This window comes from Aeromonas sp. SER (assembly GCF_038739615.1).
Classification (GTDB): Bacteria; Pseudomonadota; Gammaproteobacteria; order Enterobacterales; family Aeromonadaceae; genus Aeromonas; species Aeromonas jandaei.
On the sequence record NZ_JBCGFC010000005.1, the window covers coordinates 199,007 to 218,189 of the forward strand.

General features: G+C 58.0%; 16 protein-coding genes. 5 read left to right on the forward strand and 11 right to left on the reverse strand.

Annotated features, from left to right (window positions below):
• Nucleotides 1-20: 20 nt before the first annotated feature.
• The 9 genes from AAHA41_RS09975 to mscM all read right to left on the reverse strand — a co-directional run bounded on the left by AAHA41_RS09975 (nucleotide 21) and on the right by mscM (nucleotide 11,297).
• Complete coding sequence (locus AAHA41_RS09975; RefSeq protein WP_041210001.1) at nucleotides 21-488, reverse strand: YjiG family protein; 468 nt, start codon at nucleotides 486-488, stop codon at nucleotides 21-23.
• Entirely contained in the window at nucleotides 485-1,216 is a 732-nt protein-coding gene (locus AAHA41_RS09980; protein WP_041210002.1) for a nucleoside recognition domain-containing protein, read from the reverse strand. The genes AAHA41_RS09975 and AAHA41_RS09980 overlap by 4 nt, the downstream gene beginning before the upstream one ends.
• Nucleotides 1,217-1,470: 254 nt before the next feature.
• Nucleotides 1,471-1,827 carry a fumarate reductase subunit FrdD gene (gene frdD, locus AAHA41_RS09985; protein WP_033112665.1) on the reverse strand — a complete coding sequence of 119 codons (357 nt, stop codon included), beginning with the start codon at nucleotides 1,825-1,827 and terminating at the stop codon, nucleotides 1,471-1,473.
• A 10-nt stretch (nucleotides 1,828-1,837) separates the two neighbouring features.
• On the reverse strand, nucleotides 1,838-2,236 hold the full coding sequence (locus AAHA41_RS09990; RefSeq protein ID WP_033112664.1) for a fumarate reductase: 399 nt from the start codon (nucleotides 2,234-2,236) through the stop codon (nucleotides 1,838-1,840).
• A gap of 16 nt (nucleotides 2,237-2,252) precedes the next feature.
• Entirely contained in the window at nucleotides 2,253-2,987 is a 735-nt protein-coding gene (locus AAHA41_RS09995; protein ID WP_005347973.1) for a succinate dehydrogenase/fumarate reductase iron-sulfur subunit, read from the reverse strand.
• Nucleotides 2,980-4,764: a fumarate reductase (quinol) flavoprotein subunit gene (gene frdA, locus AAHA41_RS10000; RefSeq protein ID WP_041210004.1), complete on the reverse strand. Its 1,785-nt coding sequence runs from the start codon at nucleotides 4,762-4,764 to the stop codon at nucleotides 2,980-2,982. Before frdA ends, AAHA41_RS09995 begins: the two co-directional genes overlap by 8 nt.
• Before the next feature lie 510 nt (nucleotides 4,765-5,274).
• Nucleotides 5,275-7,152: a methyl-accepting chemotaxis protein gene (locus AAHA41_RS10005; protein ID WP_201929108.1), complete on the reverse strand. Its 1,878-nt coding sequence runs from the start codon at nucleotides 7,150-7,152 to the stop codon at nucleotides 5,275-5,277.
• A gap of 153 nt (nucleotides 7,153-7,305) precedes the next feature.
• The gene (locus tag AAHA41_RS10010) at nucleotides 7,306-7,989 is read right to left on the reverse strand and encodes a glycerophosphodiester phosphodiesterase family protein (protein WP_323070388.1); all 684 of its coding nucleotides are present in this window, start codon (nucleotides 7,987-7,989) and stop codon (nucleotides 7,306-7,308) included.
• A gap of 26 nt (nucleotides 7,990-8,015) precedes the next feature.
• Nucleotides 8,016-11,297: a miniconductance mechanosensitive channel MscM gene (gene mscM, locus AAHA41_RS10015; RefSeq protein ID WP_323070389.1), complete on the reverse strand. Its 3,282-nt coding sequence runs from the start codon at nucleotides 11,295-11,297 to the stop codon at nucleotides 8,016-8,018.
• A 155-nt stretch (nucleotides 11,298-11,452) separates the two neighbouring features.
• Here mscM and AAHA41_RS10020 point away from each other — a divergent pair, with 155 nt between their 5' ends.
• Complete coding sequence (locus tag AAHA41_RS10020) at nucleotides 11,453-12,787, forward strand: MATE family efflux transporter (protein WP_323070390.1); 1,335 nt, start codon at nucleotides 11,453-11,455, stop codon at nucleotides 12,785-12,787.
• A gap of 56 nt (nucleotides 12,788-12,843) precedes the next feature.
• Here AAHA41_RS10020 and AAHA41_RS10025 read toward each other — a convergent pair whose 3' ends face one another.
• A complete protein-coding gene (locus AAHA41_RS10025) occupies nucleotides 12,844-13,665 on the reverse strand; it encodes a M23 family metallopeptidase (RefSeq protein WP_323070391.1) in 822 nt (273 codons plus the stop codon).
• 263 nt (nucleotides 13,666-13,928) lie between these two features.
• Here AAHA41_RS10025 and AAHA41_RS10030 point away from each other — a divergent pair, with 263 nt between their 5' ends.
• On the forward strand, nucleotides 13,929-14,705 hold the full coding sequence (locus AAHA41_RS10030; RefSeq protein ID WP_043850144.1) for a BPSS1780 family membrane protein: 777 nt from the start codon (nucleotides 13,929-13,931) through the stop codon (nucleotides 14,703-14,705).
• Nucleotides 14,706-14,769: 64 nt separating this feature from the next.
• On the opposite strand, the gene AAHA41_RS10035 is transcribed toward AAHA41_RS10030, so the two are convergent.
• Complete coding sequence (locus AAHA41_RS10035; RefSeq protein ID WP_323070392.1) at nucleotides 14,770-15,669, reverse strand: LysR family transcriptional regulator; 900 nt, start codon at nucleotides 15,667-15,669, stop codon at nucleotides 14,770-14,772.
• Between the two features lie 123 nt (nucleotides 15,670-15,792).
• Between AAHA41_RS10035 and AAHA41_RS10040 the strand changes: the two genes are divergently transcribed.
• From AAHA41_RS10040 to AAHA41_RS10050, 3 genes are all read left to right on the forward strand, one after another.
• The gene (locus AAHA41_RS10040; protein ID WP_043850210.1) at nucleotides 15,793-16,653 is read left to right on the forward strand and encodes a Vmh family MBL fold metallo-hydrolase; all 861 of its coding nucleotides are present in this window, start codon (nucleotides 15,793-15,795) and stop codon (nucleotides 16,651-16,653) included.
• 78 nt (nucleotides 16,654-16,731) lie between these two features.
• A complete protein-coding gene (locus AAHA41_RS10045) occupies nucleotides 16,732-17,370 on the forward strand; it encodes a DsbA family protein (RefSeq protein WP_323070393.1) in 639 nt (212 codons plus the stop codon).
• Between the two features lie 171 nt (nucleotides 17,371-17,541).
• On the forward strand, nucleotides 17,542-19,182 hold the full coding sequence (locus tag AAHA41_RS10050; RefSeq protein WP_323070394.1) for a methyl-accepting chemotaxis protein: 1,641 nt from the start codon (nucleotides 17,542-17,544) through the stop codon (nucleotides 19,180-19,182).
• Nucleotide 19,183 lies beyond the last annotated feature (1 nt).

Here is a 19,183-nt window from a genome sequence, read left to right on the forward strand (position 1 = left end):
CTCCACTATCAGATCCGGGGTCACAGGATGATGTTCATTACCAGCATGGCGCCAAAGGCGTTGAGCACCGAGATGGCGATCATGACCGGGATATAGCGCCCTTCGGTACCGATACAGCCGAGGATGCGGCCCATGTACTGCACCTGTGAACCCATCAGGTAGATGGCTGGCGCCAGAATGGCGATGTGAGTGCCGTTGAGGATCCCCTGATCGAACAGGGTGATGACCACACCGACTGCGCCACCCATCGACATCCAGGCGCCGATCAGCACGGCTGCAGCTTCACCGGGCAGGCCGAAGATGGCCATGACGGGGGAGAAGATGGCGCCCATGGCGTCCAGCGCGCCGGTGATCTGCAGTGCTTTGATGATGACAAAGGCCATCAGCACGTTGGGGACGGTGGAGGTGGTGGCGATGACCCATCCCTTCTTGGCCCCTTCGACGAAGATATCGGTGACGATGGGTTTCTTGACGTTGGCCTGGCTCATTTGGCTTGCTCCTGGGTGGTAAGGGTCTGATCGCGTTTGCTGTTGTCGGCACTCTTGCCTTCGGTGAGGTTGAGATAGACCCGGAACAGATTGGCGCCAATGAACTTGAAGACGAACATCACGGCGACTGCCAGCCCGATGGAGGAGCTGACAGCCTGGGTGCCGTCAGCCAGGGTCAGGGTGAAGAGCACGGCACCGGAGGAGAAGAAGTTGACTATGGTGGCGCCAGCGGAGAACTGGAACATGGTGAACACGTCGGTCTCGCGCTTGGTGATGAGCCCTTCATCCTTGAGCTGGCGAGTCATGGCAGCACCCGCATCGGTACTCTGCAGCGAGGCGATAAGGGCGAGGCCGGTGTTGCCCGGGATCCCCATCAGCGGGCGCAGCAGCGGAGTCAGCAGCTTGCGGGCGGCATCCAGTGCGCCGTAGTGCTCCAGCACGTTGATCATGCCGAGGGCAAACATCACGGTGGGGATCAGGGTCAGGGCGAACAGGAAGCCATCGCGAGCGCCATTGCCTCCCTTGCCACGCATGTCGGTCATGGCTGTTTTGATACCATCCCCGTTTTCGCTGACGCTCTGCACCATGGTGCCGAACGAACCGTTTAGCGTGGTGAAGTCAAATACCCCGTACCACTGATTGGACTGCAGCAGCCCGGAGAAGAAGACAACGGCAAAGGCCAGTGCCAGATAACAGCCGATCGTTACCGGACGGTTTTTTTCGCTCATAGATAGCTCCACATGAATAATTATTTAATCGGATGAATTATGGTTGATACGGCTATCAATTATTTGATGGGGGTCAAGGAGCCTTGCTGATATGCGGGGTGACGTTGGTGATATGTGAGGATGATCGTCCTCTGAAAAGAAGAAGATCCGGTTTTTGTTTAATTTGTTGAAAAAATCAGCGGTAAGGGTGCGTCGGGACGCGGCAATAAAAAACCGGGCACTTGGCCCGGTTTGTTCAATCAGTTGCGTAGTGATTACTGGAGTACCAGCACCATCAGCAGACCGACGGTAATGGCAGATACCAGGAAGGCAAAGCCATAGAACACGTAGTGGTGCAGCTTGGTGGTGTGGATCCCCAGATCATGCAGACCGTGGTAAATACGGTGCATGCCGTGCCAGATCGGCAGGGCGATGATCACCAGCAGGATGCAGGCACCCCACCAGGAGCTGGCGAATGCCAGAACGCGGTCATAGCTCATGGTCTCTACGTCCATGATGCCCATGGGTACCAGCAGACCGGTGATGAGGACAATGACCGGCAGCAGCATGGCAACGACCATGCCACCCGCACCAAACAGACCCCAGTAAATTGGCTCGTCAGAACGTCTCATTGTTTTCTCCTCAGGCCACGATGATCAGGACAAGCAGGGACACCACCGCCAGCGCCACATACTGGGCGATGACGATCGGTTTCTCCGGCACCAGGTCTTCACCACGGAAGATACGCATGGCTTTCGGCGCCAGAGCGAACCAGGTCTTGGCATGGAACAGGCAGGCTGCCAGCGCAATCACGTGGAACAGGATGGCGATCGGGCTTTGCAGGGATTCCAGCCAGCCGTTGAACGCTTCCTGACCCTGTACCAGACGCATCAGACCCCACATCAGCACAACAGCGTAGATGGAGACGAAGATACTGGTGCCTTCGCGGATCATGTAACCGGTGTAGAAGGCGTTCTTCAGCCACCAGTCTTTCTTCATTTCGCGGACGTAAGGTTTACGTTTGCTTTCAGTGTTGTTCATGGTCTCAATCCTGCTCTCAATCTGGCTTGAACATGGCGATCATGTAGTCCTTGGCACTCTCTACCTTGCCAAGCTGGATGGCCGCTGCCGGATCGACGCCCTTCGGGCACACTTCGGAGCAGTAGCCCACGAAGGTACAGCCCCAGACGCCTTCGTCCTGGCTGATGATGCGCATCCGCTCTTTGGCGCCGGCATCACGGTTGTCGACGTTGTAGCGATAGGCCAGAGCCAGTGCCGCCGGACCGGTGAACTTCTTGTTGATGCCGTACTGCGGGCAGGCCGCGTAGCAGAGACCACAGTTGATGCACTGGGAGAACTGCTTGTACTTCGCCATCTCTGCCGGAGTCTGGATGTATTCGCCATCGCACAGGTTGCGCGGCTCGCTCGGGATGATGTAGGGCTTGATGCTCTCCAGCTTCTCGATGAAATCGGACATGTCGACCACCAGGTCACGCTCGATCGGGAAGTTGTTGAGCGGCTCGATGGTCATCTTGCCCGGCAGATAGTCGCGCAGGAATGCTTTGCAACCCAGCTTGGGCACACCGTTGACCATCATGCCGCAGGAGCCGCAGATCGCCATCCGGCAGGACCAGCGGAAGCTCAGGGTAGAGTCCAGGTGATCCTTGATGTATTGCAGCGCATCCAGCAGAGACATCTCTCTCTGGTAGGGCACCTGGAAGGTCTGCATCCAGGGCTCGTTATCCTGCTCCGGACGATAGCGCAGGATTTCAATTTCAATCATCTCAGCCATTCTTCTTAGCCTCGTCTTGTTTCTCACCCTCGGAGCCGTACACGCGTTTTGCCGGCTGGGACTTAGTGATCTTCACATCGGAGTAATCGATGGAGGGCGTTTCGCCATTGTTGTAGAACGAGAGCGTGTGCTTGAGGAAGTTCACGTCATCACGCTCTTCGTAACCATCCAGACGCTGGTGGGAACCGCGGGACTCTTTACGATTGATGGCGGAGTGAGCCATGGCTTCTGCCACGTCCAGCATGTAACCCAGTTCGATGGCGTACAGCAGGTCGGTGTTGAAGACAGAGGACTTGTCGTTGATCTTGACCTTCTTGTAACGGGCTTTCAGCTCGTTGATCTTGTCGATGGTGCCCTGCATCAGCTCTTCGGTACGGTAGATACCGACGCCGGCTTCCATGGAGGTGCCCAGTTCGTTGCGAATATCGGCCGGGTTCTCGGTGCCATCGATGTCGAGCAGGGAGAGGTGCTGCTTGACCAGAGCCTCGGCCTTGGCGACCAGCGCTTCGGTATTGCCATGCTTCTGGGTCTTGGCGAATTCACCGGCCTGTTCACCAGCCAGCTTGCCGAATACCACGATCTCGGACAGGGAGTTGGAACCCAGACGGTTGGCGCCGTGCAGACCAACGGAGGCACATTCGCCAGCGGCGTAGAGGCCGGCCAGACGGGTGGCACACTTGTTGTCGGTCTCGATACCACCCATGGTGTAGTGGGCTGTCGGACGTACCGGGATGGGCTCTTTGGCCGGATCCACGTTGACGTAGGCTTTGGCCAGTTCGCAGATGAACGGCAGACGCTCTTTCAGGTACTTCTCGCCAAGGTGACGCAGGTCGAGGTGAACCACATCGCCCATCGGGCCCTGGATTACGCGGCCTTTCTGCTGCTCTTGCCAGAATGCCTGGGAAACGCGGTCGCGCGGACCCAGTTCCATGTATTTGCTCTTCGGCTGGCCGATCGGGGTTTCCGGGCCCAAGCCATAGTCTTGCAGGTAGCGGTAGCCATCCTTGTTGAGCAGGACGCCACCTTCACCACGACAACCTTCGGTCATCAGGATGCCGGTACCCGGCAGACCGGTCGGGTGATACTGAACGAATTCCATGTCACGCAGTGGTACGCCGTGACGATAGGCCAGCGCCATACCGTCACCGGTCACGATGCCGCCGTTGGTGTTGTAACGGTAAACACGACCAGCACCACCAGTTGCCAGAATCACGGATTTGGCCTGGATGAAGCGGGTGATGCCGTTCTGGATGTCAAAGGTCAGAACGCCCTGGACACGACCATCTTCGACAATCAGGTCGAGGCAGAAGTGCTCGTCGAAGCGCTTGATGCTCGGGTATTTGACGGAGGTCTGGAACAGGGTGTGCAGAATGTGGAAACCGGATTTGTCAGCGGCGAACCAGGTACGGGGAACCTTCATGCCACCAAAAGGACGCACGTTGGCTTTGCCATCCGGCTTGCGGCTCCAGGGGCAACCCCAGTGCTCCAGCTGGATCATCTCTTTGGTCGCATTGTTGACGAAGTAATCGACAACATCCTGCTCACACAGCCAGTCACCACCGGAGACGGTGTCGTTGAAGTGGTTTTCGAGGGAGTCGTCATCACGAACGACACCGGCGGCACCACCTTCGGCTGCCACGGTATGGCTACGCATCGGATAGACTTTGGAAATCAGGGCGATATCCAGGTCTGGCTGTGATTCGGCTATAGCGATAGCGGCGCGCAGGCCAGTACCGCCGGCACCGATGATGGCTACATCGGTCTTGATAATATCCACATCTGCCTCCTTAGGGATAGATTTGCTGGGCACGATTTTGCTCTATGAAAAAAATTCAGGCTTGATGCAAGTCAAACAGCTTGGTTTTATTCCATTTTTCGTAGTTATTTTGTTCTAAAACACCCTGATCCCTGGATGAAAATGTCGTAATTTTCGTCATTTTTTGGTGTTATTGAGCAGTAAAACACCTTGCTACGAAGACTTTAACTTCCGGATTATACGTAGTTTTCTTTCAATAAAATGCGAATCACCTCTCTTTTTAGGTACTCACGAAAAAAATTTTAAGTTTTTTATTAAAACTTTTTAATGATAATTATTGGCATTTAAACATATACATAAAAATTACTAATCCTTTCCTCGGCTAAGAAAGTGGAATATATCCGATGGGAGCTACAGAATGGCGGGGGCAACAGGAAGTTGGGGAGGCGACGGTAGTGTTAGATTACTCACTGATAATTAAGCGATATTTAAAAAAGTAAAGGGGCCTGTACGGCCCCTTTCTTATCATCGTCAGATTCGGAACATACCGACCTGATTACTCAATTCACCCGAAATATTTTTAAGTTGTTCAGAGAGATGGCGTGAGCTGTCGGCATCTACGGCCAGCTCGTCAGACACATCTTTCACCGCCTGAATATTGCGGCTGACCTCGTCAGTAACGGCTCGTTGCTCCTCGGCGGCGCTGGAGATCTGGGTCGCCATGTCGGAGATCTGGTTGATGGAAGCGGTGATCTGCTCCAGCGCCTGGGTGGCGTTGTTGGCATCATCCACGCTGTTCTGGGCCAGCAACTGCCCTTCATGCATGGTGCTGACCGCACCCTGGGTATTGCGCTGCAGGGTTTCGATCATGCTGCGGATCTCGACGGTAGAGCTGTGGGTACGCTGTGACAGCACCCGTACCTCGTCTGCCACCACCGCAAAGCCACGGCCCTGTTCGCCGGCACGAGCAGCTTCAATAGCGGCGTTCAGTGCCAGCAGGTTGGTCTGCTCGGCGATGCCCTGAATGGTGGAGAGGATGGTATTGATCTCCTGCGCGTTCTTCTCCAGCTCTTGAATGATGTTGGAGGCCTGTTCGACCTGAGTCGCCAGATCGGTGATGGAACGCTGGTTGCGGGCGATGACCTGTTTGCCATGTTCACAGCTGCTGCTGGAGGAGCGAGCAGCTTCGGCAGTCTGCTCGGCGTTGCTGGCTACCTCGACGGCTGTGGCTGACATTTCGTGGACGGCCGTTGCAATCTGGGAGATCTCGTTTTGCTGGCGAGCCAGCCCCTGATTGGCCTTCTCCGCCATGTTGTGAGAGGACTTGGCCTGCTGGTTGAGTTGGCCGGAGGAGTTTGAGATGTCCTGCACCATCACATGGATCCGATCAATAAAGGTGTTGACGTGTTTGGCGACCACGCCGACCTCATCTTCACGCTCGATCTTGATGCGGCGAGTGAGATCTCCATTGCCACGGGAGAGATCGGCAATCGCTTCACCCAGGGTTTTCAGCGGGGCCAGAGAGCCATTGATGGCGACATAGGAGAAACCCGCCACGATGATGATGGTGAGCAGGCCTTGCAGAAGTGCTGACGTGACCATGCGTTTGACCGACTGATAGGCCACCGCCTCATCGACCACAATGCCGTAGTACCAGTCGGTATTGGGGATCTGGTTCAGGTCAAACACGCTCAGTTTGCCGCTGATATCCATCTCTGAGATGGTGCCGTCATGAGCAATGCGATTGACCCCGGATGCAGTCAGCTCGGGGGAGAGGGCGGTGGCTGGTTTCAGGGTCAGTGAAGCATCCGGGTGGGCAATGATGGTGCCGCTGCTGTCGATAAGTACCGCGTAGGTGCCTTCGGTATTGACCGCCAGAATGTCGGAGACCAGACCACTGATGGATACGTCACCGGCGATCACCCCCTGGGTATTGCCACGCTGGAACGGCTCGGCAATGGTGATGATCAGCTGCCCGGTGGAGATATCTGCATAGGGTGCAGTGATGGTCATTTTACCTGCGGCCATGGCGTCCTTGTACCAGGGGCGCTGGCGCGGGTCGTAGCCGGCGGGCAGATCGGTCGGCTTGCTCTGGATCATCTTGCCATCATTTGTGCCCACATAGACGAGATCAAACCCGCCCGCATTCATGGACTGGGCCAGATGGCTGATGGGGTTATCCTCTTTGGCAAACGCCTCCTTGGTGGAGCTGACCATATTGACGCGGGCATCGAGCCAGCGGGAGATCCCCTTGACGTTGGCGGCTGAACTTTCGTCGATAAAGCTCCAGATCAGTCGCTGGGTTTCGCTGCGCAGCTGCGAGGTGTTGTACCAGACCTGCAGGCCGGTGATCACCAGAATGATGATCCCGATAGCCAGAACAAGTTTGTTTTTAATGGATAAGTTCATAGTTACTTCCTTGTGAGCGTCAGTCTGAAGTGTGTTCGAGCGAATTATTGTTATGTGCCATCTCTTATCGGCCGAAGTTGGACTCTTTTTATCCCGGTCTACGACTTAAAGTTAGCGGTTAACCTCACGCTTATCCATCCGGATGCTGGTTGCTCACTGCGTTAAAAAACGGTCGGGCCGATTGGTGAATATGCCGTCGACCCCCATAGCGGCCAGCTGTTGCTGGTCGGCAAGGTGATCGACCGTATAGACTAGTACCTTTAATCCACGGCGATGTGCATCATCGACCAGTGCAGCATCAATGAAATCAACATCGCAATTGATGGACCAGGCCCCCAGCTGTTCGGCAAATTGTGCCAGTTCGAGTGGCAGATTGGCCGTAAGAGCGCCAATCCGGATATCGGGTCGCAGGGTCGCAAAGCGAGCCAGCTCTGGATGGTTGAATGAGGAGATCACCCATTGGTTGGCGGTGAAGCCGAGCTCGTTCTCGGCCCGTTTGGTAAGCGCTGCGACGGCATCGGCGGTATTGGCTCCCTTGAGTTCGATATGCAGCTCACAGCTGCTGTCAATCAGGCTCATCACCTGCCACAAGGTCGGAATGATCTCCCCCTCGCCAGCATCGAGCTGTTCCAAATAGGAGCGGGATTGCTCGGTCAATACCCCCTTGCCGTTGGTACAGCGCTCGAGCCGCCGATCGTGGAATACCCACAACTCGCCATCGGCCGCCTGCACGTCGATCTCGATAGCGGTGACCCCCAGTTCCAGCGCTTTGGCCATCGCTTTGAGGGTGTTCTCGGGGGCCAGGCCGCTGGCCCCCCGGTGAGCAATGATCTGCATGGTTTGCTCCTTTTTCATTGGCCGGGTTAGCCCCTGCTCAAGTGAATATCGATCTGTTGGTGGGGCAGGGTGAGCCCCTGTTGCTGCATCTTCTCCAGCACCAGCGAGTGAACTTCGTGGGTGATGGGCATCCGATGATCCATGTTGTTCACGTAAAGCCGGATCTCGTAGATCAGTGCCGAGTCGGTGAACTCGATCAGGAATACTTCGGGAGTCGGGGTATCGAGCACCAGTGTCGATGCCTTGACCGACTCTTCCAGAATAGTCTGAACCAGTTTGGGATCCCGGGTCAGGCCGATGCGGATCCGCAGTCGTACCCGGGTGATGGCATCGGAGAGCGACCAGTTGATGAACTGCTCTGTGATGAAGGCCTTGTTGGGGACGATGATCTCCTTGCGATCCCAATCCACTATGGTGGTGGCGCGCGTCTTGATCTTGGTCACTGTGCCGGTGAGGTCGCGGATGGTGACGGTATCACCCAGCCGGATCGGTTTCTCGAACAGGATGATGAGGCCGGAGACAAAGTTGGCGAAGATCTCCTGCAGACCGAAACCCAGACCGACCGATAGAGCGGCAACCAGCCACTGGGTCTTCGACCAGTCGATGCCGAGCATCGAGAAGCCGGTGAGGGCGCCGATCAGGATCACCAGATACTTGCTGGTGGTCGTGAGGGCAAAGCCGGTACCGGGGGAGAGGCTCAGATGCTGCAGCAGGGTCAGCTCCATCAGGCTTGGCAAGTTGCGAGCAGTGACCACGGTCAGGATGAAGACGAAGGCGGTCAGCATCAGATCCTGCAAGGTGATGGCCGAGAGCTGCTCTATGCCGCCAATCTTGCTGCTGACCTGCCACACCTCGATGTTGCTGAGGAAGCTGAAGGCGGAGTTGAGATCCGACCATTGCACTACCACCAGCAGGGTGAAACCGAGCATCAGCAGAGTGCGGATCAGTCCCAGCGACTGGGTGCTGAGGGTATCGAGGTCAAGCTCGGTCTCCTCGACCACATCCGGGATCTCCGAGCTCAACTCCTCGTGCGATTCATCCCGGCCGCGCAGGGCCAGGATCTCCGCCCGCTTGCTCTTGGCCCGATCGAAGGCCAGCCGGCGACGCTGGATCAGCATCCAGCGTCTGGCCAGATAGTAGACAAGCAGACAGCCAAGCCCCATCAGCAGGCTCAGCTCCAGCTGGCGCAGCAGAATGCGCGAGGTATAGAAGTAGCCAAACTGGGTGCCAATCACCGCCAATAGCGGCGCCAGCATCAGGCTGTTCCAGATGAAGTGGTGCAGCAGATGGGGTTTGGTCATGTCGCTCTGGCCCCAGGTGAGCGGCAGTCGCTCCCGGTTGAGACGGGCGAAGAAGAGCAGCAGCCAGAGGGCACCGATGATAAAGGCCAGCCGCCCGAGGGAGTCGTAGAAGGCGTGCTCCTGATAGCTGTTGGCCATCCCCTGCACGAAAAAGCTCGGGATCAGTACCAGCAGCAGGGTGCGAAACTGTCCCCACACTTTCTGCACCTGCTCTTTTGGCCAGCGGAAGTGGTGGATGAGAATCCCCTTCTCAAGGGTGAGATGACGTGCCAGCACCAGTGCCAGCAGCAGAAACCAGATCTCGCCAAGGCCACGGCCGATAGCCACGGCAAAGGGGTATTGCCAGGCACCGCCCAGCAGCCCCCGCACCATCAGTACCATGGCGGGGAGCGGCATGGCTGCAAGCAGAGAGCGCAACAGCAGCCGGCTGGTAAGGCTGAACTTGTCCTGGGTTACCTTGCCGATCCGTGGTGCTATGTGGTCGCAATAGTGGGTCAGATGGCGAGCCAGTTTGAACCAGCTCCAGGCCAGTACCAGCAGTCCCAGCGTGGCCAGGGTCAGACTGAGTGGCGTGTTTTCGGCGATGGCGTGGGGGACTTGCAGCCAGTTCTCCGGATTGAAGGCCAGCGAGAGGGCGGCAGGCACCCCGAGCATGACGGAGGGGGTGAGCGGCCGCACATCCGGCATCCAGAACAGGTGACTGGCGCTGAGCTCACGGATCTCGTCGATCTTGCTGTTGCGATGGCTGTAGAGCAGCTTGAGCCGGGTCTGCTCCTGAATCAGGGTGTCGGACGCGTCGTTGAGACGGGTCAGCAGCTGGCGGCGAGCCTTGAGCAGATTGTCGAGCACTGCCTGCTGCGGGCGATCAAGGGAGACTTCTTCATTGGCGAGGAGCTGGTCGCGCAGCTGACGGGGATCCTTGAGGGTATCCTGCTCGGTCTCGTACTGATATTTGGCCATGCGGGCGCTGACGATTTCGGATTCGAGCTTGTCGAGGGGGTAGTAGGCGGGCAAATCGGCCAGCTTGCTGCGCAGGTTCTCGCCGTAAGCGTCGCTTATCTGCAGCCATTCAAGCTGCTCGCGCACCGAGTTGACCAGTTCGTTGAGCTCAAACAGATTCTTGTCGACGCTGCGTTGTCTGTCCTGTACCTCTTCGATCTGCTCCTCCAGCCGGCCGAGCTGGATGGAGAGAGCCTGATTCTGTTGCTGCTGCTCCAGCAGCAGAGGCATATCGTCCGAGAGCTGTTTGCGCAGTCGCTCGCTCTCTTCCAGTGCCTGCTCGGTCTTCTCCCGACGCAACTGGTTTTGCTGGGCCATCAGGGTCGCTTGCCACTCATCCTCATCGGCAATGGTCAGATTGAGCTCCTGCAATTTGAGCTTGCCAAGATCGCTGCGCTGCTGGGCCGAGAGCTGCTCCAGCTCCAGCATCTGGATCCGGTCGGAGACACTCTGTTCCTTGATCCGGGTCAGCAGCAGTTGTGCCTCCTGCAGCCGATCCGATTCGCTGCTGAAGTTGAGTCGCTCCAGCTGACTGCGGGTGACTTGCAGCTGTTTGCGCAGATCATCCACCCGCAGATGATAATCCTGCCCGGTGCTCTCCAGCTGATTGAGGCTGTCCATGATGCCCTGACGCTCTTTGCGCAGCATCATCTGGCGGTTGCTGCTAAGGCCAATGGCCTGGCGCAGGCTCTCCTCCTTGAGACTGGAGAGGGCTGGGCGGCTTTTGGGCTGATAGTTGCGCAGGCTCTCCTTGAGGCGGGCCGACTCCTCGGGATAGTCGATCAATACCTGCTGATAGGCTTTGCCCTGCTCCCGGTAACGTTCTGCTTCCCGGGCAAACTGCAGTGCCTGCTGATAGCTCTCCCTCAATTTTTGGTTTTCCGGCGTATCGCTCTTGGGGACGCTTTGCAGCAGCGCTTCGGCCTGGGCGATGGTGTCATCGGCCTGTGCCGTGGTGGTGAGCAGAGCGAGGGAAAGGAGCAGGAGGGCGAGCAGGCGTTGCAACATGAAGCACGTGTCCGTTCATAAGAGGTTGCCCTAGCCTAAAGCAGGGGCAGAAGAGGGTAAAGCGTTCAATATTAATGATTTGTAACACAAATAACGGGCGATCCCGGCCCGATTTGGCTATTATTCTGGCCGTTTTTCCCTCCATTGAGCATTTTATGTCCGCAGTCGATCTGGGCACAGCCCCTCTTTCCCGCCTCTTTTGGCGCTATGTCACCCCGACCGTGGCCGCCATGCTGGTCACCGGCATCTATGTCACCATCGATGGCATCTTTGTCGGCCATATTCTGGGGCAGGATGGCTTGGCCGGACTGATGCTTGCCTATCCCATCTGCGCCGTGCTTTACGCTGTTGGTGCGCTGATCGGCATGGGCTCCTCCTCGCTCGCCTCTTTCTATCTTGGCAAGGGGGAGCAAAAACGGGCGCGCCATATCGTCGGCAATGCACTGGTGATGGTGCTGGTGGCCGCGGCCGTGCTCGCCTTCATCGGCATCAACTATGGCGATGAGATGCTGGCCTGGATGGGGGCAGAAGGGGATATTTTTACCGCCGGTCTGGCCTATCTGCAGTGGTATGCCTGGCTCGGCGTCTTTGCCGTGCTCTCCATGGCCTTTACCGCCCTGCTGCGCAACGACGGGCGGCCGGGACTGACTACCTGGATCCTGGTCGGGGGCGGCCTGCTCAACGTGCTGCTCGACTATCTGCTGATGGCAGTCATTCCATGGGGGCTGGCAGGTGCCGCGATTGCCACCATGCTCTCCCAGGCGGTTACCGGTGGCCTCTGCCTGTGGCACTTCTTTACTACGCGCAGCAAGTTGCGCATCGGTTGGGATACCCTGCTGCCCGACTGGCGGCTGATGCTGGAGACGGTGAAACTCGGCTTCTCCAGCTTCCTGATGTATCTCTACCTCTCGGTGGTGCTGGCGCTGCATAACAAGGCACTGCTGGCTGTCGGCACCTCTTTGCATGTCGCTGCCTACGGGGTGATCAGCTATACCGAGGCCTTCTTCTATCTCATCTTCGAGGGGATTGCCATGGGGATCCAGCCCATCGCCAGCTTCAATGCCGGCGCGGGCAACTGGCAACGGGTGTTGCGGATCCGCAATCTGGCGCTGGGGGTGACCGTCGCCATCGCACTTTGTGGCATGGTGCCGCTCTACCTCTGGCCCGAGGGGGCTGTCTACCTCTTTGCTGGCGACAATGCGACCCTGCTGCCGGTGGCAACGCTCGGGATCTGGCTCTACTTCTGGGGGCTGCCGATGGAGGGATTGCTGCTGGTGGGCGCCACCTATTTTCAGGCGATCAACCGTCCCCGCATTGCCTCGCTGCTGACCGGTGGCAAGCTGCTGCTGATCGGTGGCTTCCTGTGGGGATTCTCGACCCTGTGGGGCGTGGCCGGGGTGTGGCTGGCACTGCCGACCTGCAGCACTCTGCTGGTGTTGCTGATGTGGCGGGCAATGCGTCAGGAGTCCGGCTCCCACACACCGGTCTAGTCAGAATACCGGGCGTTTTATACAACAAAGGCAGCCATTGGCTGCCTTTGTCATTATCAGGGCTTGAACGCGCCGATAAAGATGGCGGGATCGACCCGGGTGTCGTTGAGGCTGACGTTCCAGTGCATATGGGGCCCGGTGGCGCGACCGGTTGAACCGACCCGTCCGACAATGCCGCCGCGCGGCAGACTCTGGCCGAGCTTCACATCGATTTTCGACATGTGGCAGAACATGCTGATGAGCCCCTGACCATGATCGACAAAGACGGTATTGCCGTTGAAGAAGTAGTTGCCAATCAGGATCACCTTGCCGGCAGCGGGGGATTTGATAGGGGTACCGGCGCCGACGGCGAAGTCGAGTCCGGAGTGCGGATTGCGCTCCTCACCATTGAAGAAGCGGCGCAGGCCAAACGGGCTCGACAGCGGGCCATTGACCGGCTTGTCGAACATCAGATTGCTCGGCTGGTTGGGACTAAAGGTTTGATAAGCACGTGTCTGTTCGGCCAGTTCACGGTTGATGCGGGTCATGTCTTCGGCGAGCGGATTGACCTGACGGCTGTTCTTGAGCTTGATGTGCTGTTCGCGGTAGTGCTTCGGTGTCACGGTGAAGGCGAGGGTGCGACCATCGCTTGTGGTCAGGTTTTGGGTACCAAGCGGGCTTTTGAGGGAGATGCCGACGATGGCGATCCACTGGCCATCTTCCTGCACGACCAGTACGGGCTTGCCCTGATAATGGGCTTGTGGCGCCGGGGATGCCTTGCCAAGGGGTACGACGGCCACGCCGCCCGGCACCGGATGGTTGAGCAGACGGCTGATAAAACCTTCGGCAAGCGCCGACTGGCTGGCCAGCAATAACAACAGACAACACACAACTCTCATGACGATATCACTCGCTGTTAAAACGCCTCAGATGGCGGAAAGGGCGCCCCGTGGGCTGGCTGATTGGCCTGCGGGCGCAGGGAGACGATTTTGCCCTCTCTGCGTAGTTGCAGCCAGTGCCGGGTGGTGAAAAGAGCGGGCAATCGGGGTTGGCTGCGTCAGGTTTTATGTCGCTGACATCCCGCTTCGCCATTGAGTCACTGGTGTCCAGCCTCTAGAATCGGCATCCGGCACTGATGCCTGCGATACACCGAGGAGACGACATGAATGGATTATCCCCTTTGCGCCAAGCACCGGCCCGCCACCCGCTCAGCCGTGGCTGGGTCTGGGTTCGCAGCGGGTTCGATATCTTCAACAAGGGGATGGGTGCCAGCGTCGCCATGGTGGTGTTCTGGTTTGGCGTTGGCATGGTGCTCGACCTGCTGCCTGCCGGCGGGTTGATCTCCCAACTGCTCTACATGGTGTGGGGGGCGGGGTGGGCCGTCGTGGCAGCCAGGGGATACCGCGGTGAAGCGCTCAACTTCAACGACCTCTTTGCCGGTTTTCGCCACAAGCTGACTCCCCTGATGCTGGGTGGTCTGCTGGTATTGGCACTCTTCACCCTGATTGGGCTGGTTTGTGTGGGGTTGCTCTCCATGTGGGGTCTGCTCTCGGTGCTGACCCAGGATCCCGATAGCATGGTGGTCTCTGCCCTGCAGGTGCAGCAACTGTTGATCGTGCTGCTGGTGGGGATGGTGCTGGTTATTCCGGTGCTGATGGCGGTCACTTTCGCTCCGGCCCTCATCTATTTCCACGATATCGGTATTTTGCAGGCGGCGCGCCTCAGTTTTGCCGGCTGCTGGCGCAACATGTGGCCCTTCTTCTGGTGGGGGATCCTCTGCGCCATCCTGCTGCTCTTTGGCGCTGTGCTGTTACTGGTGGGTCTGCTGGTGGTGATCCCGGCGCTCAACTACTCCATCTATGTGGCGTACCGCGATATCTTCGTCGACGAAGAGGGGGAGGTGACGCCTCCGGTTACTCCGTTTGGCTTCGAAGCCTGACGCAGCCTTGAACAGTTGATTAAAGAAGGGGCCCTCTGTGGCCCCTTCTGCATTGCTGGATGTTTCACTCCCGCCAAAGCGGGTCGGCCGCCATGCGGGCCAGCAGAAAATCGAGGAAGCTGCGCAGCAGCGGTGACATCTGCTTGCGGGTGGCATACACCCCGTAAACGCCGAGTCGCTTGGGCTGCCACTGGGTCAGCAGCGGGACCAGCTCCCCCCGCTCAAGATAGGGTTGGACCGAGTAGCGCGGTTGCAGGCTGATCCCGGCGCCGCCCAACGTCGCCTCCAGCAGCAGATTGGAGATATTGGCACTCAGGTTGCCGCTGACCGGCACCGATTCTGGGCCGTCCGGGCCGTTGAACTCCCACAGACTCTTGCCGAAGTAGGTGTAGGTGAGGCAGTTGTGCAGCGCCAGATCCTGCACCTTTTGCGGTGCCGGGTGGTTGGCCAGATAGGCCGGGCTGGCGCAGACCACCGAATGGCAGGTGCCAAGTCGGCGAGCCACGAGATTGGGGTCGAGATCGTTGGTGATGCGCACGGCCAGATCGATCCGCTCCTCCACCAGATTGACGGTTCTGTCCAGCAGCAGGATATCGATGGCGGTGCCCGGGTATTGCGCCAGATAGTCGTTGGCTGCGCCAACCAGCAAGGCTTCCGACAGGGAGTAACTGCTGGTGATCCGCAGTTGCCCCTTGGGGGCATCATCCCCCTTCACGGCGATCTGCTCCATCTCCTCTCCCAGCGCCAGCATGGCGCGGGCCCGGTTCAGCGCCTCCTCGCCCGGGCCGGTCAGGCTCAGACGCCGGGTGGTGCGATGCAGCAGCCGGGCACCCATCCAGCTCTCCAGCTCGGCCAGGTAGCGCGACACCATGGCGCGCGACATATCCAGTTTCTCGCCGGCGCCACTCAGGCTCCCCTGTTCGACTACGCTGACGAAGACCCGTAAAGCGGTCAGTCGATCCATGTATGGCTCTCTATATGTTCGATTTGTGCAACAGTGATGCGCTGTTAGTGCTGTATTTGCACCTTAAGTGATCTAATAAACTCTGTCCATCAAATGAACCCCCGAATGATTAATGAGGAAAACATGATGAACAACCTGATCCGCAACCTGACTCTGACCACCACCCTGTTGAGCGGCGCCGTTCTGGCGGGCCCGCTGAGCGTGACCGTCTACAACCCCGGTGAAAAGGCGATCTTCCCGGTCTCCTCCTCGCTGGTAGCGGGCGATAAAGAGGCCATCCTGATCGATGCCCAGTTCGACGTACAGAATGGTCAGGCGCTGGTCGACATGATCAAGAAGAGTGGCAAGCAGCTGACCACCGTTTATATCAGCGCCGGTGACCCCGACTTCTACTTTGGTCTGGAGCCGGTACTGGCCGCCTTCCCGAACGTCAAGGTGCTGGCCGACCAGCACGTGGTCGACCACATCAAGGAGACCAAGGATGCCAAACTGGCTTACTGGGGACCGATCCTGGGTAAAGGGGCTCCGAAGAGCCTGACCGTGCCGCAAGTGATGACTGCCAGCCAGCTGACCCTTGATGGCGAGAAGATCGAAATCAAAGAGATGAACACGCCGAATGCCTACCTCTGGGCACCTTCCATCAAGACCGCTTTTGGTGGTGTGCCGGTTTACCACGGTGTGCATGTATGGATGGCCGACAGCCAGACCAAAGCGGCCCGCAGCAACTGGGTTCAGGCTCTCGACAAGCTGCTGGCGCTGAAACCCGAGCGGGTAGTGCCGGGCCACTTCCTGGGTGCTGAACCGAAAGGGAGCGAAGCAGTGACCTTTACCCGTGACTATGTGCAGCGTTTCGAGCAAGAGCTGGCGAAAGCGAAGAACTCCGGCCAGCTGATCGATAGCTTGAAGAAGGCCTACCCCTCCCTGCCGGTTGACGATGGTCTGGCCATCGGTGCCAAGGTCAATACCGGCGAGATGAAGTGGTAATTCACTGAGCCGTATCCCTGTGTTTTTTTACCGGGCCAGAGGGCCCGGTTTTTTATCCTGAATGTGAAGAGAGATACCATGAAGCAACAGAATTCCGTTCTCCATTATGTTTATGACCCCCTCTGTGGCTGGTGCTACGGTGCGGCGCCCCTGCTGCAAAGTGCTGCCACCATTACCGGGCTGAAGATTGAGCTCCATGCTGGCGGACTCTGGCTGGGTGTGCGTCGTCAGCCGATGGGCGAAGCGCTGCGCGACTACGTCCGGCCTCATGATCAGCGGATCGAAGCGCTGACCGGTCAGCCTTTTGGCGAGCGTTATTTCAACGATCTTCTGCTGCGTGAGGGGTGTCTGCTGGACTCCGAACCGCCGATCCGTGCGGTACTGGCAGTCACCGCACTGGGTGGTGATGGCCTGACCATGCTGCACCGGATCCAGCAATCCCATTATCGGGACGGGATCTGGGTGGGCGCTGCCGAACATCTGGCCACGCTGGCAGCAGAGCAGGGGATCAGTGAAGAGGCGTTCCAGCAAGCCTATCTGCAGGCCCCTCTGCTGCAACATCTGGCTGACAGCCAGGGGTGGATGAAGAGGGCAGGTGGTCAGGGCTACCCCACGCTTGGGTTGGAGTGTGATGGCAAGCTGAGTCCTGTCCGAGTGTCCGACTTCTTGGGTGACCCGGCCGGGTTGCGTCAGCAGCTGCTGGAACTGATGAAATAGTTATTAAAGTGTGAACAGATAATGCACCTTTAGCGTGGAGGGGGCGGGCCGATATTCCGGTATGCAGAAGCGATATGAAACACTTCGATTTTCTGCTTGCAGGCTATGCTCTATATGACCATTCCCGAGGGATGTTGCGGGAGTGCAGACCTATTTCAAGGAACCCCTCCTATGTTCAAAAACATGTCTATCGGTCAGAAGCTGAGTGCTGGATTTGCCGTTCTGGCTGTTCTGGTTCTGGGCTTGGCCTGGTTCTCCATCAGCCAGTTGGCCAAGCTTTATGATGATACTGAAACCATCACTACCAATTTGCTGCCCTCCACCCGTTATTCCAGCCAGATGCACGTGGCCATTCTGGATGCGCGTCGCTCCGAGCTGGCTCAGGTCATTGGCGGACTCAACAAGGATGCGCAGGAGGTGAGTGAACGGACGCTCACCTTCAACAAGGCCAAGCAGGAGTTTGAGGCTGCGGCAGATAAATATGGTGCCTTGCCCTTCACCACCGACGAAGAGAAGCAGCTTTATGATCAACTCCGCAGCGCTGGAGCCAAGTACTTCTCGGTTCACGAAGAGCTGATGAGCGCCTTTGCTGCCGGTGATCTGGATAAGGTCAGAAGCCTGCGCAAAAACGAGACCAGAGCTGCGTTGGAGGAGGCTGGGGCCAAATCCTATCGCCTGCGCGAGATCAACAATGAAATCGCCGAGCAGATGACCAAAGGGGTGGCCGATCTCTACGACAGTGCCAGAACCATGAGCATCGTCGTCAGCCTGATCACCCTTGGCTTTGTCGTTGTGATTGCCTGGTTGCTGACTGGCCAGATCCGCAATCCGGTGATGGCCCTCCTTGAGCAGACTCGCAGAGTCTCTGCCGGGGATCTCACCTCGCGTATCGATATGCAGCAGTTCAACAACGACGAATTGGGTACGCTGGCCAAGGGGTTTGGCGAGATGCAGACCAATTTGCGAACTCTGGTCAGCGAAGTATCAGGTTCCGTGGTGCAACTGAGTTCGGCAGCTGAGGAGATTAGCTCGGTTGCCAGCCAGTCTGCCAACAATATGCATTCCCAGCAGCATGAGCTCAATCAGCTGGCAACGGCGATGAACGAGATGCAAGCCACAGTGCAGGAGGTGTCGCGCAACACCAGCGATGCCGCCAGTGCGGCCACTTCTGCCAGTGAAACTGCTGAACTGGGGGCCAAGACGGTCAATGACTCCATCCAGCGCATCGAGCGGGTGGCGAGCGCTATTGAGAGTACCGCGGTGGTGATCCGCCAGTTGGGTGATGACAGTCGCAACATTGGCATGGTGCTGGAAGTGATCCGCGGCATTGCCGAGCAGACCAACCTGCTGGCGCTCAACGCGGCTATCGAGGCTGCCCGTGCCGGTGAACAGGGGCGCGGGTTTGCGGTGGTGGCGGACGAGGTGAGAACCCTGGCTAAACGTACTCAGGACTCCACTTCCCAGATCAACAACATCATCGCCGAGCTGCAACAACGCGCCGAACAGGCGGGCAGCACCATGCAGCAGAGCCAGGATCTGATGAATACCACTGTGGCCACGGCGCGGGAAGCTGGCGAGTCTATCTCCCAGATCAGTGGCTCGGTCAGCAGCATCTCTCACATGAATATCCAGATCGCGACAGCGACCGAAGAGCAGGGGGCGGTGAGCGAGGAGCTCAACCGCAACGTGGTCAATATCAGCCACGCCTCCGAGGAGGTCGCCTCCGGCGCAACCCAGATGGCGCAGGCGTGCAACGAACTGAACCATCTGGCGACCCAGCTGCAGGAGATGGTGCGCCGTTTCCGGGTGTGAT